The 16,934-nt window shown below is 71.0% G+C and carries 15 protein-coding genes; 12 read left to right on the top strand and 3 right to left on the bottom strand.

Features of this window, described 5'->3' with window-relative positions; genetic code table 11:
• The first annotated feature begins 3 nt into the window (after nucleotides 1–3).
• The 3 genes from H4N58_RS11175 to H4N58_RS11165 all read left to right on the top strand — a co-directional run bounded on the left by H4N58_RS11175 (nucleotide 4) and on the right by H4N58_RS11165 (nucleotide 5,039).
• Nucleotides 4–462 (top strand): GNAT family N-acetyltransferase, encoded by a 459-nt coding sequence (locus H4N58_RS11175; RefSeq protein WP_167003084.1) that lies wholly within the window; start codon nucleotides 4–6, stop codon nucleotides 460–462.
• 305 nt (nucleotides 463–767) lie between these two features.
• Nucleotides 768–3,596, top strand: a complete 2,829-nt coding sequence (locus H4N58_RS11170; protein WP_167250706.1) for an aconitate hydratase — start codon at nucleotides 768–770, stop codon at nucleotides 3,594–3,596.
• Between the two features lie 204 nt (nucleotides 3,597–3,800).
• Nucleotides 3,801–5,039: an ROK family transcriptional regulator gene (locus tag H4N58_RS11165; RefSeq protein ID WP_167250708.1), complete on the top strand. Its 1,239-nt coding sequence runs from the start codon at nucleotides 3,801–3,803 to the stop codon at nucleotides 5,037–5,039.
• Between the two features lies 1 nt (nucleotide 5,040).
• Here the strand turns inward: H4N58_RS11165 and H4N58_RS11160 are convergent, their stop codons facing one another.
• The gene (locus tag H4N58_RS11160) at nucleotides 5,041–6,177 is read right to left on the bottom strand and encodes a winged helix DNA-binding domain-containing protein (RefSeq protein ID WP_208322899.1); all 1,137 of its coding nucleotides are present in this window, start codon (nucleotides 6,175–6,177) and stop codon (nucleotides 5,041–5,043) included.
• 3 nt (nucleotides 6,178–6,180) lie between these two features.
• Between H4N58_RS11160 and H4N58_RS20670 the strand changes: the two genes are divergently transcribed.
• The 4 genes from H4N58_RS20670 to H4N58_RS11145 are packed head-to-tail and all read left to right on the top strand — an operon-like array spanning nucleotide 6,181 to nucleotide 8,607.
• Nucleotides 6,181–6,309, top strand: coding sequence for a hypothetical protein (locus H4N58_RS20670; RefSeq protein ID WP_255490655.1), 129 nt, complete (start codon nucleotides 6,181–6,183; stop codon nucleotides 6,307–6,309).
• Complete coding sequence (locus tag H4N58_RS11155; protein ID WP_167250712.1) at nucleotides 6,306–6,821, top strand: flavin reductase family protein; 516 nt, start codon at nucleotides 6,306–6,308, stop codon at nucleotides 6,819–6,821. The genes H4N58_RS20670 and H4N58_RS11155 overlap by 4 nt, the downstream gene beginning before the upstream one ends.
• Before the next feature lie 41 nt (nucleotides 6,822–6,862).
• Nucleotides 6,863–7,339, top strand: a complete 477-nt coding sequence (locus tag H4N58_RS11150) for a MarR family winged helix-turn-helix transcriptional regulator (RefSeq protein WP_243845104.1) — start codon at nucleotides 6,863–6,865, stop codon at nucleotides 7,337–7,339.
• Entirely contained in the window at nucleotides 7,336–8,607 is a 1,272-nt protein-coding gene (locus tag H4N58_RS11145; RefSeq protein WP_167250714.1) for an MFS transporter, read from the top strand. Before H4N58_RS11150 ends, H4N58_RS11145 begins: the two co-directional genes overlap by 4 nt.
• Here H4N58_RS11145 and H4N58_RS11140 read toward each other — a convergent pair.
• Nucleotides 8,549–9,775 (bottom strand): Fic family protein, encoded by a 1,227-nt coding sequence (locus H4N58_RS11140; protein WP_167250716.1) that lies wholly within the window; start codon nucleotides 9,773–9,775, stop codon nucleotides 8,549–8,551. The two genes, H4N58_RS11145 and H4N58_RS11140, sit on opposite strands and share 59 nt — an antisense overlap.
• 37 nt (nucleotides 9,776–9,812) lie before the next feature.
• Complete coding sequence (locus tag H4N58_RS11135) at nucleotides 9,813–10,241, bottom strand: HIT family protein (RefSeq protein WP_167003070.1); 429 nt, start codon at nucleotides 10,239–10,241, stop codon at nucleotides 9,813–9,815.
• Nucleotides 10,242–10,255: 14 nt separating this feature from the next.
• On the opposite strand from H4N58_RS11135, the gene H4N58_RS11130 reads away from it, so the two are divergent.
• From H4N58_RS11130 to H4N58_RS11110, 5 genes are all read left to right on the top strand, one after another.
• Entirely contained in the window at nucleotides 10,256–11,413 is a 1,158-nt protein-coding gene (locus H4N58_RS11130; protein WP_167250718.1) for a DNA glycosylase AlkZ-like family protein, read from the top strand.
• Nucleotides 11,414–11,480: 67 nt separating this feature from the next.
• Nucleotides 11,481–13,340 (top strand): 1-deoxy-D-xylulose-5-phosphate synthase, encoded by a 1,860-nt coding sequence (gene dxs / locus H4N58_RS11125; protein ID WP_167250720.1) that lies wholly within the window; start codon nucleotides 11,481–11,483, stop codon nucleotides 13,338–13,340.
• A gap of 68 nt (nucleotides 13,341–13,408) precedes the next feature.
• The gene (locus H4N58_RS11120) at nucleotides 13,409–14,935 is read left to right on the top strand and encodes an amino acid permease (RefSeq protein WP_167003064.1); all 1,527 of its coding nucleotides are present in this window, start codon (nucleotides 13,409–13,411) and stop codon (nucleotides 14,933–14,935) included.
• A gap of 74 nt (nucleotides 14,936–15,009) precedes the next feature.
• Complete coding sequence (locus tag H4N58_RS11115) at nucleotides 15,010–15,942, top strand: PAC2 family protein (RefSeq protein WP_167250722.1); 933 nt, start codon at nucleotides 15,010–15,012, stop codon at nucleotides 15,940–15,942.
• 81 nt (nucleotides 15,943–16,023) lie between these two features.
• Nucleotides 16,024–16,911, top strand: a complete 888-nt coding sequence (locus H4N58_RS11110; RefSeq protein WP_347878345.1) for an acyl-CoA thioesterase II — start codon at nucleotides 16,024–16,026, stop codon at nucleotides 16,909–16,911.
• The last annotated feature ends 23 nt before the right edge of the window (nucleotides 16,912–16,934 follow it).

Genomic DNA, 16,934 nt, shown 5'->3' with positions numbered 1-16,934 from the left:
GGAATGCAGATCATCGAGCTCACGCACGACCATGCTGGCGACATCGTCACCTGGAGCTATCCGGAGCCCAACGGCTGCTACGACCTCACCGGGATGGACCCGCGCCATTTCACCGACCTCTCGCACGGATTCTGGGCGCTGATCGAGGGGGAGCGGCTGATCGGCTATCGCTGCTACGGGCCGACGGCGCGGGTGCTCGGGTTCGACTACGACGACGAGGCGCTCGACATCGCCGGCGGGCTGCGCCCCGAGCTGACCGGGCAGGGTCTCGGCCACTCGGCGATCGCGACGGGGCTCGCCTTCGGGGCCGAGCGGTTCGCTCCGCAGCGGTTCCGCGTGACGGTCGCGGAGTTCAACGTCCGCGCCCTCAAGGTCGTCGACACCCTCGGGTTCGCCGCCGTCGACAAGTTCGAGTCGCCCGCAGACGGTCGCCGGTACGTGGTCCTCGTCCGCGACGCCTGACCTCCCCGCGGCCCGCACTTTCCGTGGGGGCCAACGCAGAGTTGCGCCCCCACCGGAACATCGAGGTGGGGCCAGACGTCTGCGTTGGCCCCCACGGAAAATGGTGGCGCGCGCTGGGAGGGCTCGGACCGGAGCGAGAAGTTTGATAACGTTTATCTTGACATCGAGATACATGCTGCGAGAGCGGCTGAGTAAGGCGAGCCTGATCGCGCGGGCCCCATTCGACCGCGCGACGATAGAGGGCGGATGCCGCGCGGAGCGCGCACGGCGATCGCGGGCTCCGGCAGGACGGAACGAGGAGAGGCATGGCCAGCGTCAACAGCTTCAACGCGAAGGAAACCCTGAACGTCGGGGACACCGCGTACGAGATCTACCGCCTCGGGGCGGTGACCGGCGAGGGCCTGGACGTCGCCTCGCTGCCCTTCAGCCTCAAGGTGCTGCTGGAGAACCTCCTGCGCACCGAGGACGGCGCCGACATCACGGCGGACGACATCAAGGCGCTCGCCGGCTGGGACGCCGACGCGGAGCCGAGCAAGGAGATCCAGTTCACGCCGGCGCGCGTGATCATGCAGGACTTCACCGGCGTCCCGTGCGTCGTCGACCTCGCCACCATGCGTGAGGCGATGGCCGACCTCGGTGGCGACCCGAGCAAGATCAACCCGCTCGCGCCGGCCGAGATGGTCATCGACCACTCGGTCATCGCCGACGTCTTCGGCACGCCGGACGCGTTCGAGCGCAACGTCGAGATCGAGTACGAGCGCAACCGCGAGCGCTACCAGTTCCTGCGCTGGGGCCAGACCGCGTTCGACGACTTCAAGGTCGTCCCGCCGGGCACCGGCATCGTGCACCAGGTCAACATCGAGCACCTCGCCCGTACGGTCTTCACGCGCACCGTCGACGGCGTCCTCCAGGCGTACCCCGACACCTGCGTCGGCACCGACTCCCACACCACCATGGTCAACGGCCTCGGCGTCGTGGGCTGGGGCGTCGGCGGCATCGAGGCCGAGGCCGCGATGCTCGGCCAGCCGGTCTCGATGCTCATCCCGCGCGTCGTCGGCTTCAAGCTGTCGGGCGAGCTCCCCGAAGGCTCGACCGCGACCGACCTCGTCCTCACGATCACCGAGATGCTGCGCGAGCACGGCGTCGTCGGCAAGTTCGTCGAGTTCTACGGCTCCGGCGTCGGCGCGGTGCCGCTGGCCAACCGCGCCACGATCGGCAACATGAGCCCCGAGTACGGCTCGACCATCGCGGTCTTCCCGATCGACGACGAGACCACGAAGTACCTGCGCCTCACCGGCCGTTCCGAGGAGCAGATCGCGCTCGTCGAGGCGTACGCAAAGGCGCAGGGCCTGTGGCACGACGCCGACCACGAGCCGCGCTACTCCGAGTACCTCGAGCTCGACCTCGCGACCATCGTGCCGTCGATCGCCGGCCCGAAGCGTCCCCAGGACCGCATCGTCGTCACCGACGCGAAGCAGTCGTTCCGCGGCGCGCTCGTCAACTACGTCGAGCACGCCGAGGAGCCGCCGATCGGCGCGTACGACGAGGCGCTCGAGGAGTCCTTCCCGGCCTCCGACGTGCCTGCTGCCCACGAGGACGTCCATGGCCAGACCCCCGCGACGGACTACCTCTCGCTGGCGCCGAAGGACAACGGCCGTGCGAGCAACCCGCAGCGCGTCACCACCGCCGACGGCACGACGTACGAGCTCGACCACGGCGCCGTGACGATCGCGGCGATCACGTCGTGCACCAACACGTCCAACCCGTCGGTCATGATCGGCGCCGCGCTGCTCGCGCGCAACGCCGTCGAGAAGGGCCTGACCCGCAAGCCGTGGGTCAAGACCACGCTGGCGCCGGGCTCGAAGGTGGTCTCCGACTACTACGACCGCTCCGGCCTCACGCCGTACCTCGACAAGCTCGGCTTCAACCTCGTCGGCTACGGCTGCACCACCTGCATCGGCAACTCGGGCCCGCTGATCCCCGAGGTCTCGCAGGCGGTCAACGACGGTGACCTCGCCGTCACCTCGGTGCTATCGGGCAACCGCAACTTCGAGGGCCGCATCAACCCCGACGTCAAGATGAACTACCTGGCGTCCCCGCCGCTGGTCGTCGCGTACGCGCTGGCCGGCACGATGGACACCGACCTGTTCAACGACTCGCTGGGCAAGGACAAGGACGGCAACGACGTCTTCCTGCGCGACATCTGGCCGTCGCCGTCGGAGATCGAGGAGGTCGTCGCCGGTGCGATGTCCGCCGAGACCTTCAAGCGCGAGTACGCCGACGTCTTCACCGGTGACGAGCGCTGGCAGTCGCTGCCGACGCCCGAGGGCGACGTCTTCGAGTGGGACGAGGACTCGACGTACGTCCGCAAGGCGCCGTACTTCGAAGGGATGCAGCACGAGCCGTCTCCGGTCACCGACATCGAGGGCGCGCGTGTGCTCCTCAAGCTCGGCGACTCGGTCACGACCGACCACATCTCGCCCGCCGGTGCGATCAAGAAGGACAGCCCGGCCGGCAAGTACCTCGCCGAGCACGGTGTCGCGCCGCGCGACTTCAACTCGTACGGCTCGCGTCGTGGCAACCACGAGATCATGATCCGCGGCACGTTCGCCAACATCCGCCTGCGCAACCAGCTCGCGCCGGGCACCGAGGGTGGCTTCACGCGCCAGCTCAACGAGGGCGGCGAGGTCACGACCGTCTTCGAGGCGTCGGAGAAGTACATCGCGGCGGGCATCCCGCTGGTCGTGCTGGCCGGCAAGGAGTACGGCTCGGGCAGCTCGCGCGACTGGGCAGCCAAGGGCACCGCGCTCCTGGGCGTCAAGGCCGTCATCGCCGAGTCGTACGAGCGCATCCACCGCTCGAACCTCATCGGCATGGGCGTCCTGCCGCTGCAGTTCCCCGAGGGCCAGACCGCCGACTCGCTGGGTCTGACCGGCGAGGAGACGTTCGAGTTCCGCGGCGTCACCGCGCTCAACGAGGGTCGTACCCCCAAGACCGTCAAGGTCCGGGCGACGCTCGGCGGCGAAGAGGCGATCGAGTTCGACGCCATCGTGCGCATCGACACGCCGGGTGAGGCGAACTACTACCGCAACGGTGGCATCATGCAGTACGTCCTGCGGTCGTTGATCGGCTGAGTGCTGCTCGACTGATCCTCACGGCTCACCCCGTCACGTCCGGCGGTGAGCCTGGTCCGACCCGGTGCCGACCGGTCGGACCAGGCTCACCGCCGACGTCGTTGGGGCGGAGTTGGTCTCGATTTTGTTGCGGCGGTGACAAAATCAGGTCCGGGCGTGCTAGTTTCGCCTCGCCCTACGACCACAGCGAGGAGGGGCGGCGCGGTGCCACTGCAGCAGCAGCGACCGATCGGCAAGGGTGCCAACCAGGAGGCGGTACGCCGCCACAACCTCGGCACCTTGCTCGGTCACGTGCATCGCGACGCCGACGTGTCACGCGCCGACCTGACGATCCGGATGGGCCTCAACCGGTCCACGATCGCGGCGTTGGTCGGTGAGCTCGAGCGACTCGGCGTCGTCGCTCAGGCGTCGCCTCGCGGCGACCGTCAGGGAGCAGGACGCCCCTCGCTGCACGTACGCCCCGGTGAGCGGCACGTGTGCGTGGTCGCCGTCGAGCTGCGGGTCGAGAGCATCGAGGTGGCCCGGATCGGCCTCGGCGGCACCGTCCACGGACGCCGGTCCGTGTCCGTGGAGATCGGTGCGTCGCCCGCCCAGGTTGCCGACCAGGTCGTCCGTACGGCGGCCGACCTCCTCGTCGACGTCCCTGCCGACACTCTGCTCGTCGGGGTCGGCGTAGGCATGCCGGGCATCGTCTCCACCGAGGACGGGCGCATCCACTACGCGCCCAACCTCGGGTGGTCGGACGTCGCCTTCAGCGAGCTCGTGCAGGAGCGCATCGGAGGCGAGATCCCGGTGGTCATCGGCAACGACGCCAACCTCGGAGTCCTGGCCGAGCATGCCCGCGGTGTCGCTCGCGGGATGTCGGACGTCGTCTACCTCAGCGGCGACGTGGGAGTCGGCGGTGGGCTGATCACGCGTGGTCGGAGCCTGCTGGGCACCGTCGGCTACGCCGGCGAGGTCGGGCACATGCGGGTCTCGGCCGGTGGCCGACGCTGCCGCTGCGGCAACCTCGGCTGCTGGGAGACCGAGATCGGCGCGGTCGCCGTCGCCGACGCGCTCGGGACCCCCTCGCACGACATCGCGCACCTCGTCGCCCTGCTGGAGGACGTTCGTACGCCCTCGGACCCGCTGCGCGAGGTCGGCCGGATGCTGGGTGTCGGCATCACGAACCTGATCAACATCTTCGACCCACAGGTCGTCATCCTCGGCGGCCTGCTGAGCGCGCTCTATCCGGCGGTGGGTGCCGACGTCGACGCCGAGGTGCGGCACGGGACCCTCGATGCCGCCGACCGGCGTACGGAGGTGCTTCTGCCAGGGCTCGGGCGCGACTCGGTGCTGGTCGGGGCGGGCGAGCTCGCGTTCGGGGCCATGATGAGCGACCCGTTGCTGGTCGTCGCCTCGGCGGAGCAGGCCGTCCACCGGGTGCGCGTCGCGTCCGCCTGAGTCACGCCCGCAGCTCCTTGTCGAGCGGCGTCGGGAAGCTCGGTGTGAAGGTCGCGGCATCGAGCAGCACCTGCAGGCGCTCGGCCTCCGCGGCGACGGCGGCGGCTGCGTCGGTGCCGACGTCCTCGAGGAGCCGGTGCACGACCTCGCCGCCGGCACGTACGGCCCATCCGCCGACGACGCGACCGTCCCACCAGACGGTGGGACCGATGTTGCCCATGCGGTCGAACAGGCGCTCGCGGTGCTCGCCGAGATACCAGGTGCGGTGCTTCCAGCCCATCGGCGTCGGGTCGAGCGCGGGGAGCAGCGCGGCGCCGGGCGCTGCCGCGGCATCGGGGATCTCGATGCCGGGGAGCATGATGCCGGGCCCCTCGGCGAGCGTCACCTCGACGAGATCGAGCCTGGCGAGCGCGGCACGGGTGTGCGTCTTGTTCCAGCCGGTCCACCACTGGAGGTCGTCGGGCGTCGCGGGGCCGAAGGCCTCGAGCCAGCGCCGCGCGAGGAGCGTACGGGCGTCGGCCTCGGGGAGCTCGGGAATGCCGTCGGGGAACCACGACTCGATCGGGGCCCAGGCGTGGTGGCGCGACGTCCAACTGCCGCGCGGCTCGGTGCGGACGATCCGGCCCTCAGCGGACAGCAGGGCGAGCGTCTGGGACGTGACCGTACGGCGGACGTCCCACGCCTTGTCGGTCGTCGGGAGCAGGGCGGTGCGTAGCGCGGGGACGGCTGTGCTGATCTCGGCGCCGGACAGGGTTCTGCCGTCGCGCGCGGCCGTACGGAGCACGGCGTCGACCCCGCGTTCGACCCCGGCGAGCCACGCCTGCGGGTCGGGCACCTCAGGGTCGGTCGGGGTCTTGACGAGCTCCTTGAGGAGTCGCGTGCGCAGCATGCGGGCGACCCCGAGGCTCGCGCCGGCGTGGATCGCCGGCACGTCGTCACGACCGGCGACGAACAGTGTGCGGCGCATCGCGAGGACGCGCACGAGGTCGCGGCGTTCGTACATCGCCGTGCGGATGTCGTCGCGGGTGAGTCCGGGTGCGCGGGCGAGCACGGAGAGGTAGACCGTGGCGGGGTCCGTCGCGTGCAGGACGAGAAGGTCGGAGACGACGTCCTCGACGCGCGGGGATCGAGGGGCCATGGTGTGACCGACCCGATGCTGGACGACCAGTCGTCGACGGCGTTGCTCATCCGTGAGGTGCACCAGCCCATCCTGGCCGACCTCGGTGACAGATCACGCGGAACGTCGACGGATCGTACGCTGACGGCGTGACCATCCATTCCGACCACCCGTTCCTCCCGCCGGAGGGCGAGCGCGACCCGCTCAGGCGGCTGCGCGGCCGGCTCCCGCAGGCGGTCACGCTCTGCACCGCCGGAGAGGGCCGTACTCGTGTCGGCCTGACCGTCTCGTCGGTGGTGGTGGCCGACGGTGCACCGGCACGCGTCCTGCTGCTCGTCGACGAGGACAGCGACCTTGCCGACACGCTCGAGGTGGGCGGACCGTTCGTCGTCAACGTGCTCGGCGCCCGTGACCGCGCGCTCGCCGACCCGTTCGCCGGGACGGCGCCGGCGCCGGGTGGCGTGTTCACGCTGGGTGTGTGGCGGCAGACCCTGTTCGGGCCCGTGCTGGAGTCGGCGGTTGCGTGGCTCGGGGCGCGGGTCGCCGTGGAGCCGCGTCAGGTCGGGTGGCCGCTGCTCGTCGAGGGTGTCGTGGAGCATGTCGAGATCGGGGAGGACGGGCCCGCGCTCACCCATGTGCGTGGGCGCTATCTCGACCTCGGCTGACGACGTGACAGCACTTGTATAAGTGCTGTTACGGTTGTCTTGTGGACCCCACCGACGAGAACTTCTGGCAACCGCTGCGCGCGCTGCAGGACGCGATGGACGCCGAGCTGACCGCGCTCTACCGTGAGCGAGGCCTTGCCGTACGCCCCCGGCTGACGAAGCCGGTCATCAAGCTTGCGCACGCTGGTCCGATGTCGATCCGCGCACTCGCGGAGGCCGTCGGTGTCACCCACTCCGCGGCCAGCCAGACGGTCGCGATCCTGCGCGCCGACGGCCTCGTTGAGACCTCGCCCGGACCGGACGCCCGTACGAGGCTCGTCAGCCTCACCGCGCACGGACGCGCGCTCGTGCCGCTGCTCGAGGCGGAGTGGCGCGCGACCGAGCGAGCCCTCGCCGAGCTCGACGCCGAGGTCCCGTACTCGCTCATCGGGGTCGTCGCCGACCTCGAGGCGGCGCTGAGGCATCGGCCGTTCCGTGACCGGGTCGCGGCGCACCTGCCCGACGAGCTCGCGCGATGAGCGCCCGGGCGGGGCTGCTCGACCTCGCCCCGCTCAGACGAGGACCGGCGTTCCGGCGCCTGTGGGCAGGTGGGCTCCTGAGCGCCTTCGGAGGTCAGCTCGGTCTGGTCGCCCTGCTCCAGCTGGTCTGGGACCTCACGGGCAGCGCCGCGATGATGGGGACGCTCGGCCTCGCGCACGCGGTCCCGATGGTGGTCCTCGGGCTGTACGGCGGCGCCCTCGCCGACTCGTACGACCGGCGGAGCGTCGTGCTCGCGACGACGGCGGGTGGCGCGGCGTTCGCGGTGGCTCTCGCCGCGCAGGCGGCGTACGGGATGCGCTCGCTCCTGCTCGTCCTGGCGCTCGTCGCGCTGCAGGCGGGCCTCGGCGCCCTCGGTGCGCCGGCGCGACGCGCCCTGATCGCCAGGCTGCTCCCGCCTGGCGAGGTCGCCGCCGGAGTCGCGCTCACCCACGTGGGTTTCCAGGTCGCGATGCTCGTCGGCCCGGCGGTCGGTGGCGTGCTCGTCGCGTACGGCGGAGCGGAGGTGGCCTTCGCCGTCCAGGCCGTCCTGATGGTCGTCGCGTGGCTGGTGACGCGAGGTCTGCCGGCGGTCTCGCCGAGGGGGGTGGCCGAGCGTGGAGAGCGTGCCGCGGTCCTCGCCGGGCTGCAGTACGTCGCGCGTTCGGCGCTCCTGCGGGGAGCCGTCCTCACCGACGTGCTCGCGACGGTCCTCGTGATGCCAGTGGCGCTGTTCCCGGTGGTCGTCGACGCCCGGTTCGACGGCGACCCGGCGATCACGGGGCTCATGCTCTCGGCCGTCGGGGCCGGCGGCATCGTCGGCGGACTCGCTTCCGGGGTCGTCACGCGCGGTGCGCGTCCGGGACGCACGATGGTCGTGGCGGCGACCGTCTGGTGCCTCGGCGTCGCGGCGTTTGGCGCGTCCCTGTGGCTGCTGCCCGCGTTGGCGGCACTGGCCGTGGCGGGTGCGGCCGACACCTTCGCGGTGATCGCCCGCGGCGTCGTCACCCAGGTCGCGACCACCGACGAGCAGCGCGGACGGGTGTCGTCGGTCGAGCACGTCGTCGGCGTCGCAGGACCCGACCTCGGCAACGCCCGAGGGGGAGTGGTCGCCGGGTTCTCGTCGCCCGAGGTCGCCCTCGTGTCCGGGGGTCTGCTCGGCGCGGCCGGCGTGATCGCGGTGTCGGTCACCCACCCCGCCGTACGGGGGTTCAGTCGCGCGTCGGGCGCCGAGCGGCCCGTGTCGCGAAGGCGTCGAGCGCGTCGATGACCTCCGGGCACTGCCAGACGCGGTTGCGGGCGCCGCTGCCGACCTGGACGAGGACACTCGCCTCGACCAGGCGGTCGATCGCCCCCTGCGCGGCGACGTCGCTGACCCCGAGCTCGCGCGCGACCAGCGCGTTGTCGAGCGCGGGGTGGCGGACGAGCACGGCAGGCATCCGGTGCACGGCCGCGTGCCGCCGCGCGACCACCCGCTCGGCCCAGCGGGCGCGCAGGCCTACGAGGTCGGCGACCAACCTGCGTCCGTTGTCGACCGCGCGCAGCGTCGCGGCGGCGAGCTCGGCGACGACCGGCGCGGGGTCGCCGTCGCGATAGGACCCGAGTGCCGCGAAGTAGCGGCGGGGCTCGCCCACCAGTCCGCTCGAGATCGGGACGGAGACGCGTTCGGTGACGGCTTTGCTCCGCAGCATCGCGTGGATCAGTGCGCGCCCCGTACGGCCGTTGCCGTCGGTGAAGGGGTGGATCGTCTCGAACTGTGCGTGCGCGATCGCGACCTGCGCCATCACCGGGACGTCGTCGCGGCGGACGAAGCGCACGAGGTCGTCGATCGAGGCCTCGACGCGCGTGTGGTGCGGCGGAACGAACTCGGCGTCGTGGGGGCCGTACGAGGAACCGCCGACCCAGACCTGCTCGCTCCGCCAGCGGCCGGCGCCGCGCGGGTCGGTGTCGCCGAGCAGCGTGCGGTGGAGGGTGAGGAGCGCATCGGCGTCGAGGGAGTCGGCGAGCGCGAGCGCGGCGCGCATCGCCTCCACGTTGCGGACCACCAGTCGGGCGTCGGGCGAGGAAGCGGCGCCGATCTCGGCGAGCGCGAGCTGGCGGGCGTCGGCGTCGACGTGCTCGATCCGCGACGACGACGCCGACTCCGTCCGCAGGAGCAGGGCGGAGAGGGGGCCGATCTCGCCGAGGGTGTTGGCGTGGTCGCCGTCGCCGAAGGCGTGCGAGAGCCCGGCGTCGAAGCGGGCGATGGCCGTGGTGGCCTCCTCGGCCTCCGCGAGGACAGCGGCGTCGAGGCGTACGGGGAGCGTGGCGATCGGGGAGAGGACGGCCGCCTGGTACGGCTGGGAGTGACGTCGCAGCCGCGCGCGTGAGACCCCGTACGCCGGCAGGCGCGTCCAGGGGTGCGCCTCGTACGACACCGCTGGCCAATCCTTGCCCACCGCTTCACCGTACCGAACCTTTGCCGACTTACGTTCGTCAACGAGCGAGCGCGGCGCGGATGCGGGCGGCGTAGTCGTCGGCCTCGCCCGCGGCGTACTTCGTGCGCGGCCAGAAGAACCCGCGCAGCCCGTCGCCCTTGGTCCGCGGAACGACGTGGACGTGCAGGTGCGGGACGGACTGCGACACGACGTTGTTCTCGGCGACCCACGTCCCCTGCGCCCCGACGACCTCGGGCAGGTTGCGCGCGACGTGCTGCACGACGCCGAAGTACGGGCCGAGCCGCTCCGCCGGGAGGTCGGGGAGCGTCACGACGTGGTCGCGCGGAGCGACGAGGACGTGACCCTTGAAGACGGGACGATGGTCCAGGAAGCCGATCGTGTCGGTGTCCTCGTACACGATGGGGGCGTCGAGCTCTCCCGTGACGACGCGGCAGAACGTGCACGACGCGTCGTACGTCCCAGACATGGAGGCATCACACCATGACCGCCCGTCTCGCACCGGACGACCTGGCGCTCCGCACCCTCGCGCGCCAGTTCCCGGCCCCGACCGGCACCGCGGTCACCGACCTGGTCGCTCTGTACGACGCGCTGGGGCCGGTCCAGACCCAGGTCCCGCGGGCCGCGTTCCTCTTCGCGGCCTCGCGGCTGCCCGGCGTCACTCACGAGACGGTGGTCGAGGCGTTCGACTCGTACGCGCTGGTCAAGGGGACGACCCTGCGCGGCACGGTCCACTCCTCGACGCCGCAGCACCACGCGTGGTCGTCCGCGGTGACGTCGGTGTGGCTCGACAAGGCGTTGGCCAAGGGTCTCGCGCTCGACCAGATCGGCCCCGACGAGGTCCGCGCCCGCACCCGGGACTACGCGAGCGACGAGTGGCGCGAGCGCGACGACCTCATCGCCCACGTCGCCGACTGGCTCGCGTCCCAGGAGTCGGAGGGGCATGGCACGGTCGCCGACTCGTACGCCCGCAACCTGCTGCGCGGTGCGCCGTGGCTCGTCCGTCGCCCGCCCGACCGGCGGTGGCACACCCGCACCGACACGCTCTACCGCTCGTCCGCGGCGCTGACCGGCATCGACCCGTCGCTCGCCCCTGAGGTCGCGCGCCGCGAGCTCGTCCGCGTCCACCTCGGCGCGTACGGTCCCGCGACCCGGCGCGACGTCGCGTGGTGGCTGGGTGACAAGCTGCGCCCGGTCGACGCGGCGATCGCCGCGCTCGGCGACGAGGTCGTCACCTACGAAGGGCCCGAGGGGCGCACCTATCTCGATCTGGCCGGCGCCCCCGACGGCAGCGACTATGCCGGCGGGCTGCGGCTGCTCCCGGAGTTCGACGGCGTGATGCTCGGCTACGAGGGGACGGGCCCGGAGCGCGCACGGTTCACCGCCCTCGACAACCAGCGGCACGTCTTCAACCGCGTCAACGGCACCACGACCCCGGTCGTGCTCGACGGGACGCGGCTGGTCGCCCAGTGGCGGCTCATCCCGCGCGGCAGCCGTGTCGACGTGGAGATCGTGCCGCTGCCGGGGGAGCGGGCGCCGTCCGAGGACGCGGTCGCCGATGCCCTGCCGGCGGTCGAGGCGGTGCTCGAGACGGAGGTCGCCGACCTTCGCACGGTCGCTCGGGGCGCCACCGCAGACTGACGGTCGGCGGGCGGGTAGGTGCCATGGCCTAAGATCGAATGACGCCCACCCACACCCGCGGAGGACCATGAGCACGCTCGATCAGATCAGCCAGCCGAGCGATCTGAGGGATCTCACCGATGCCGAGCTGGATGCGCTCGCCGAGGAGATCCGCGAGCGCCTGATCGTCGCGGTCGCCACCCACGGGGGCCACCTCGGCCCCAACCTGGGGGTCGTCGAGCTGACGATGGCGATCCACCGCGTGTTCGACTCGCCGCGTGACCGGGTCATCTTCGACACCGGCCACCAGGCGTACGTCCACAAGATGCTCACCGGTCGTGCCGCCCAGTTCGAGCGGCTGCGGATGGAGGGCGGCCTGTCGGGCTACCCGAGCCAGGCCGAGTCCCCGCACGACGTCGTCGAGAACTCCCACGCCTCGACGAGCCTGTCGTACGCCGACGGCCTCGCCAAGGCCAACACCGTCCAGGGTCGTCCCGACCACGTGGTCGCGGTGATCGGCGACGGCGCGCTCACCGGAGGCATGGCCTGGGAGGCGCTCAACAACATCGCCGCCGACGCCGACCGGCGCCTCGTGGTGGTCGTCAACGACAACGGGCGCTCCTACCGACCCACCGTCGGCGGGCTCGCCAACCACCTCGGACGGCTGCGCACCAATCCGCGCTACGAGCCCGCGCTCAAGGCCGTACGCGAGCGGCTCTCCAACTCCAACATCGTCGGCCAGACCGCATACGAGGCGCTGCACGCGATCAAGAAGGGCCTCAAGGACGCGCTCTACCCGCAGGGGATGTTCGAAGACCTCGGTCTCAAGTACGTCGGGCCGATCGACGGCCACGACCGCCCTGCCGTCGAGAAGGCGCTCGCGCAGGCAAAGACGTACGGCGGACCCGCCATCGTCCACGTCATCACGACCAAGGGCCAGGGCTACCAGATCGCGGTCGCCAACGAAGAAGACCAGATGCACCAGGCCAAGGCGTTCGACCGCCTGACCGGCGAGGCGCTCGCGGTCGAGCCGACCTCCTGGACGTCGGTGTTCCGCGACGAGCTGGTCCGCATCGGTGACGAGCGGCCGGACGTCGTCGCGATCACCGCCGCGATGCTGTCCCCGACGGGTCTCGACGCGTTCGCCGACAAGTTCCCCGAGCGCACGTACGACGTCGGCATCGCCGAGCAGCATGCCGTGACCAGCGCCGCTGGGCTTGCGATGGGCGGGCTGCACCCCGTCGTCGCGGTGTACGCGACCTTCCTCAACCGGGCGTTCGACCAGGTGCTCCTCGACGTGGCGCTGCACAAGTGCGGCGTCACGTTCGTGCTCGACCGCGCGGGCGTCACCGGCGACGACGGCCCGAGCCACAACGGCATGTGGGACATGTCGATCCTGCAGGTCGTGCCAACCCTGAGCCTGGCCGCACCCCGCGACGGCGCCCGCCTGCGTGAGCTGCTGCGCGAGGCGGTCACGGTCGACGACGCGCCGACTGTCGTCCGGTTCCCCAAGGGTGGCGTGCCCGGCGACATCGAGGCCATCGGCACCGTCGGCCGGAGCGACGTCCTCTTCCGCGAGGGCGACGACGACGTCCTGATCGTCGCGGCGGGCCCGATGGTCCGCCAGGCGCTCGACGCGGCCGCGCGGCTGCGCGCCGAGGGCGTCGGAGTCACGGTGGTCGACCCGCGGTGGGTCAAGCCGCTCGACCCGGCGCTCGTCGAGATCGCCGCCCGTCACCGCCTTCTGGTCACCGTCGAGGACGGCGGCCGCGTGGGCGGCATGGGGTCGGTCCTCACCCAGATGCTCGCCGACGCCGACGTTCGTACGCCCGTCCGCATTCACGGCGTCACGCAGGAGTTCTTCGACCACGCCAAGCGCGACGTGCTGCTCGAGCGGATGGGGCTGACGGGCGAGGCGATCGCCGCGGACACCCTCGCGCGCCTGTGACACACGCTCCTCGCTGACGCGCCTGCGCGGCCCGTTGCGGGCATAGTGACCCCAGAAGGGGGATCACGATGGCCAAGAGCGAGCTCTTCCGTACGAAGTCCGTCGAGCAGTCGATCCGCGACACCGACGACCCCGAGACCAGGCTCAACCGCAACCTCGGGGCGATCGACCTGGTGGTGTTCGGCGTCGGCGTCATCATCGGCGCTGGCATCTTCGTTCTGACCGGCCGTGCCGCGGCGACGAACGCCGGTCCGGCGATCGCGATCTCGTTCCTCGTCGCCGCCCTCGCCTGCGGGCTCGCGGCGCTCTGCTACGCGGAGTTCGCGTCGACGGTGCCGGTCGCGGGCAGCGCGTACACGTTCTCGTACGCCACGTTCGGCGAGCTGGTCGCGTGGACGATCGGCTGGGACCTCGTCCTGGAGTTCACCGTGGGGGCTGCCGCGCTGGCGTCGGGCTTCTCGTCGTACTGGAACAATCTCGTCGACGGGACGTTCCTCGAGCTACCCGCACATTTGAACACCGCGGCGGGCACCGGCGTCGTGGACATCCCTGCCATCGCGATCTCGCTGATCGTGATGTGGATCCTCATCACCGGCATCAAGTTCTCCAGCCGGATCAACCAGCTCGTCGTCGCCATCAAGATCGTCGTCGTGCTGCTCGTGGTCATTGCGGGCATCAAGTACATCGACACACAGAACTGGTCCCCGTTCGTCCCGCCGTCGGCCTCGCCCGAGAGCGGTGAGGGCGGCTGGCTCAAGGTCCCGCTGATCCAGACGATCCTGGGTCTCGAGCCCGCGGTGTACGGCGTGGCGGGGATCTTCGCCGGGGCGGCGATCGTGTTCTTCGCGTTCATCGGGTTCGACGTCGTGGCGACCACCGCGGAGGAGACAAAGGACCCGCAGCGTAACGTCCCGATCGGCATCTTCGGCTCGCTCGCCATCGTCACCGTGCTCTACATGGCGGTGAGCGTGGTCATCACGGGCATGCAGAACTACCAGGACATCGACCCGCTCGACGGCGCTCCGCTCGCGACCGCGTTCGACGCCGTCGGCGTGACGTGGATGGGCGACGTCATCTCGGTGGGCGCCTGCATCGGGCTCGTCGTCGTGGTGATGATCCTCATGCTCGGCCAGACGCGCGTCGCGTTCGCGATGGCGCGCGACGGGCTCCTCCCGCGCTGGCTGGCAGGGACGCATGCGAAGCACCGCACCCCGCACCGGATCACGTACGTGACGGGGTTCGCGGTGGCCGCGATCTCTGGCTTCGTCGACCTCTCCACCCTCGCGGACCTCGTGAACATCGGCACGCTCTTCGCGTTCGTCCTTGTCAGTATCGGTGTCGTGATCCTGCGGAAGACGCGGCCGGACCTTCCACGCGGGTTCACGGTTCCAGGGGCCACGGCTGTGGCCGTCGTGGCCGTCCTCGCGTGCGTGTACCTCATGCTCAACCTCGTGGGCGAGACATGGGTGCGCTTCTTCCTGTGGATGGCGCTCGGGTTCGTCGTCTACTTCGCGTACGGACGTCGGCACAGCAGGTTGGGGCGAGGGGCCGAGGCTGCCCGAGCCGCCGATCAGCCGTCCCCACCCGCCGCGTAGTCTGGAAGGCGCGCGCCCGCCGATCCGTACAAGCGGGAATCCCGTGCGGTCGGCGGACGTTGGGAGGTGTCGTGGTGCGCAAGTGGATCGCCCGGCTGAGGCCAGGGTCTCGTGACAGCGGAGTGTTCGACGGTCTTCCCGAGGGGGTGAGACCGACAATGATCTATGCCTTCGACGGCTTCCTCAACGCCGGCTCCGCCCCGCGGCTCGCGCTGGAGCACCTCGAGTCGCGCGACGAGGGCGAGGTCGTCCACGAGTTCGATCTCGACGACTACTACGACTACCGCGCGCGCCGGCCTCCGGTCGTCTTCGACCGTGACCGCTACGCCGACTACGAGCGCCCGTCGCTCGAGCTGCGCCGGCACAGTGATGACCACGGCGTCCCTTACCTCGTGCTGACCGGGCCGGAGCCCGACTTCCGCTGGGAGCAGTTCGCCGAGGAGGTCCACGACCTCGTCGAGGCCCACGGGGTGGAGCTCGTCGTCGGGCTCGGTGCAGTGCCGATGGGCGTCCCGCACACGCGGCCGTCGGTCGTCACCAACCACGCGGTGCGCCGCGACCTGCTCGACCGCAAGAACCTCTTCCGCGCGCAGGTCGTCCTGCCCGCGAGCATCCAGTCGGTCCTCGAGCTGAGGCTGGGGGAGTGGGGGCACGACGCGCTCGGCTACGTCGCCCACGTCCCGCAGTACGTCGCCCAGGTCGAGTACCCCTCGGCGTCCGTCGCCCTCCTGGAGGCGGTCGCGACCCGTACGGGGCTGCAGTTCGACCTCGAAGAGCTGCGCCTCCAGCAGGCCGAGACGGTCGCAGACATCCACAAGCAGGTCGAGGAGCAGGACGGCGGCGAGGTCCTCGCCGGCCTCGAGCGCCAGTACGACCAGATGAACCGCTCCGCCACGGAGCCGCTGGTCACGGACGAGTCAGAGCTGCCGACGCCCGACGAGATCGGCCAGCAGTTCGAGCAGTTCCTTGCCCAGCTCGACGAGCGCGAGTCCGGCCCGTCCGACTGACGTCGGCGCTGGTGAGGCGCCGCTCACAGCTGCGGCGTGGTCGCCGCTGATCCGCGTACGAGGCTGTCGGCTCGTGAGACGATGTGGCGCGTGCCTGCAACGATCGAAGAACTCGTCGACCTTCTCGACCTCGAGCGTCTCGAGGAGGATCTCCTCCGCGGCGGACACCCGAAGGGGAGCGAGCTCACGCGGGTCTTCGGGGGGCAGGTCGCCGCGCAGGCGTTGATGGCTGCCGCCCGCAGCGTCGACACCGACCGGGCGGTGCACTCCCTGCACGTCTACTTCTTGCTCGGTGGCGATCCGAGCGTGCCGATCATCTACGACGTGGAGCGGATCCGTGACGGCGGCTCGTTCTCGACGCGGCGGGTCTCGGCGCGCCAGCACGGCAAGGTCATCTTCTACATGACGGCGTCGTTCCACCGCCACGAGGACGGATACGCGCACCAGGACGCGATGCCCGAGGTGCCCGCCGTCTCGGCGTCGCCCGAGCTGGCCGAGGTGCTGGCGTACGTCGACGCCCAGGCTGCTGAGCACTGGCGCCACGAGTGGTCGGCGCTCGACGTCCGCTACATCGGTGACAACCGCGCTGCTGACGATCCAACCAGGCAGCTGGTGCCGGCCGTCCAGCGGCTGTGGCTGCGGGCGCTGGGCGAGCTCGGCGACGATCCTGTCCTCAACGCGTGCGTGCTCACGTACATCAGTGACCTGAGCCTGCTCGGCTCGTCGCTCGTCCCGCACGGGCTGACCATCGGGTCACCCACCATCCAGCCGGCCTCGCTGGACCACGCCGTGTGGTTCCACCGGCCGATCCGCGCGGACCACTGGATGCTGTACGACCAGCGCTCACCGTCCGCGATCGGCGCTCGCGGGTTCGCCACGGCCAACATCTTCGCGGAGGACGGCGCACTGCTGGCCTCCGTCGCGCAGGAGGGGCTGATCCGCCCCGTCACGCGCCAGCCGAAGGCCTGACGCCCCGGTCGGTGCAGGTGTTG

Source organism: Mumia sp. ZJ1417 (assembly GCF_014127285.1).
GTDB lineage: Bacteria > Actinomycetota > Actinomycetes > Propionibacteriales > Nocardioidaceae > Mumia.
Note: the sequence above shows the minus strand (reverse complement) of the source record. Positions and strands in the feature narration are given on the sequence as shown.

Coding starts and splice junctions, on each gene's coding strand:
- H4N58_RS11145 (WP_167250714.1), top strand. CDS start 7,336: ATGAGCGCCCGGGCGGGGCTGCTCGACCTCGCCCCGCTCAGACGAGGA.
- H4N58_RS11110 (WP_347878345.1), top strand. CDS start 16,024: ATGTGGCGCGTGCCTGCAACGATCGAAGAACTCGTCGACCTTCTCGAC.
- H4N58_RS11120 (WP_167003064.1), top strand. CDS start 13,409: ATGGCCAAGAGCGAGCTCTTCCGTACGAAGTCCGTCGAGCAGTCGATC.
- dxs (WP_167250720.1), top strand. CDS start 11,481: ATGAGCACGCTCGATCAGATCAGCCAGCCGAGCGATCTGAGGGATCTC.
- H4N58_RS11160 (WP_208322899.1), bottom strand. CDS start 6,177: ATGGCCCCTCGATCCCCGCGCGTCGAGGACGTCGTCTCCGACCTTCTC.
- H4N58_RS11170 (WP_167250706.1), top strand. CDS start 768: ATGGCCAGCGTCAACAGCTTCAACGCGAAGGAAACCCTGAACGTCGGG.
- H4N58_RS11130 (WP_167250718.1), top strand. CDS start 10,256: ATGACCGCCCGTCTCGCACCGGACGACCTGGCGCTCCGCACCCTCGCG.
- H4N58_RS11175 (WP_167003084.1), top strand. CDS start 4: ATGCAGATCATCGAGCTCACGCACGACCATGCTGGCGACATCGTCACC.
- H4N58_RS11135 (WP_167003070.1), bottom strand. CDS start 10,241: ATGTCTGGGACGTACGACGCGTCGTGCACGTTCTGCCGCGTCGTCACG.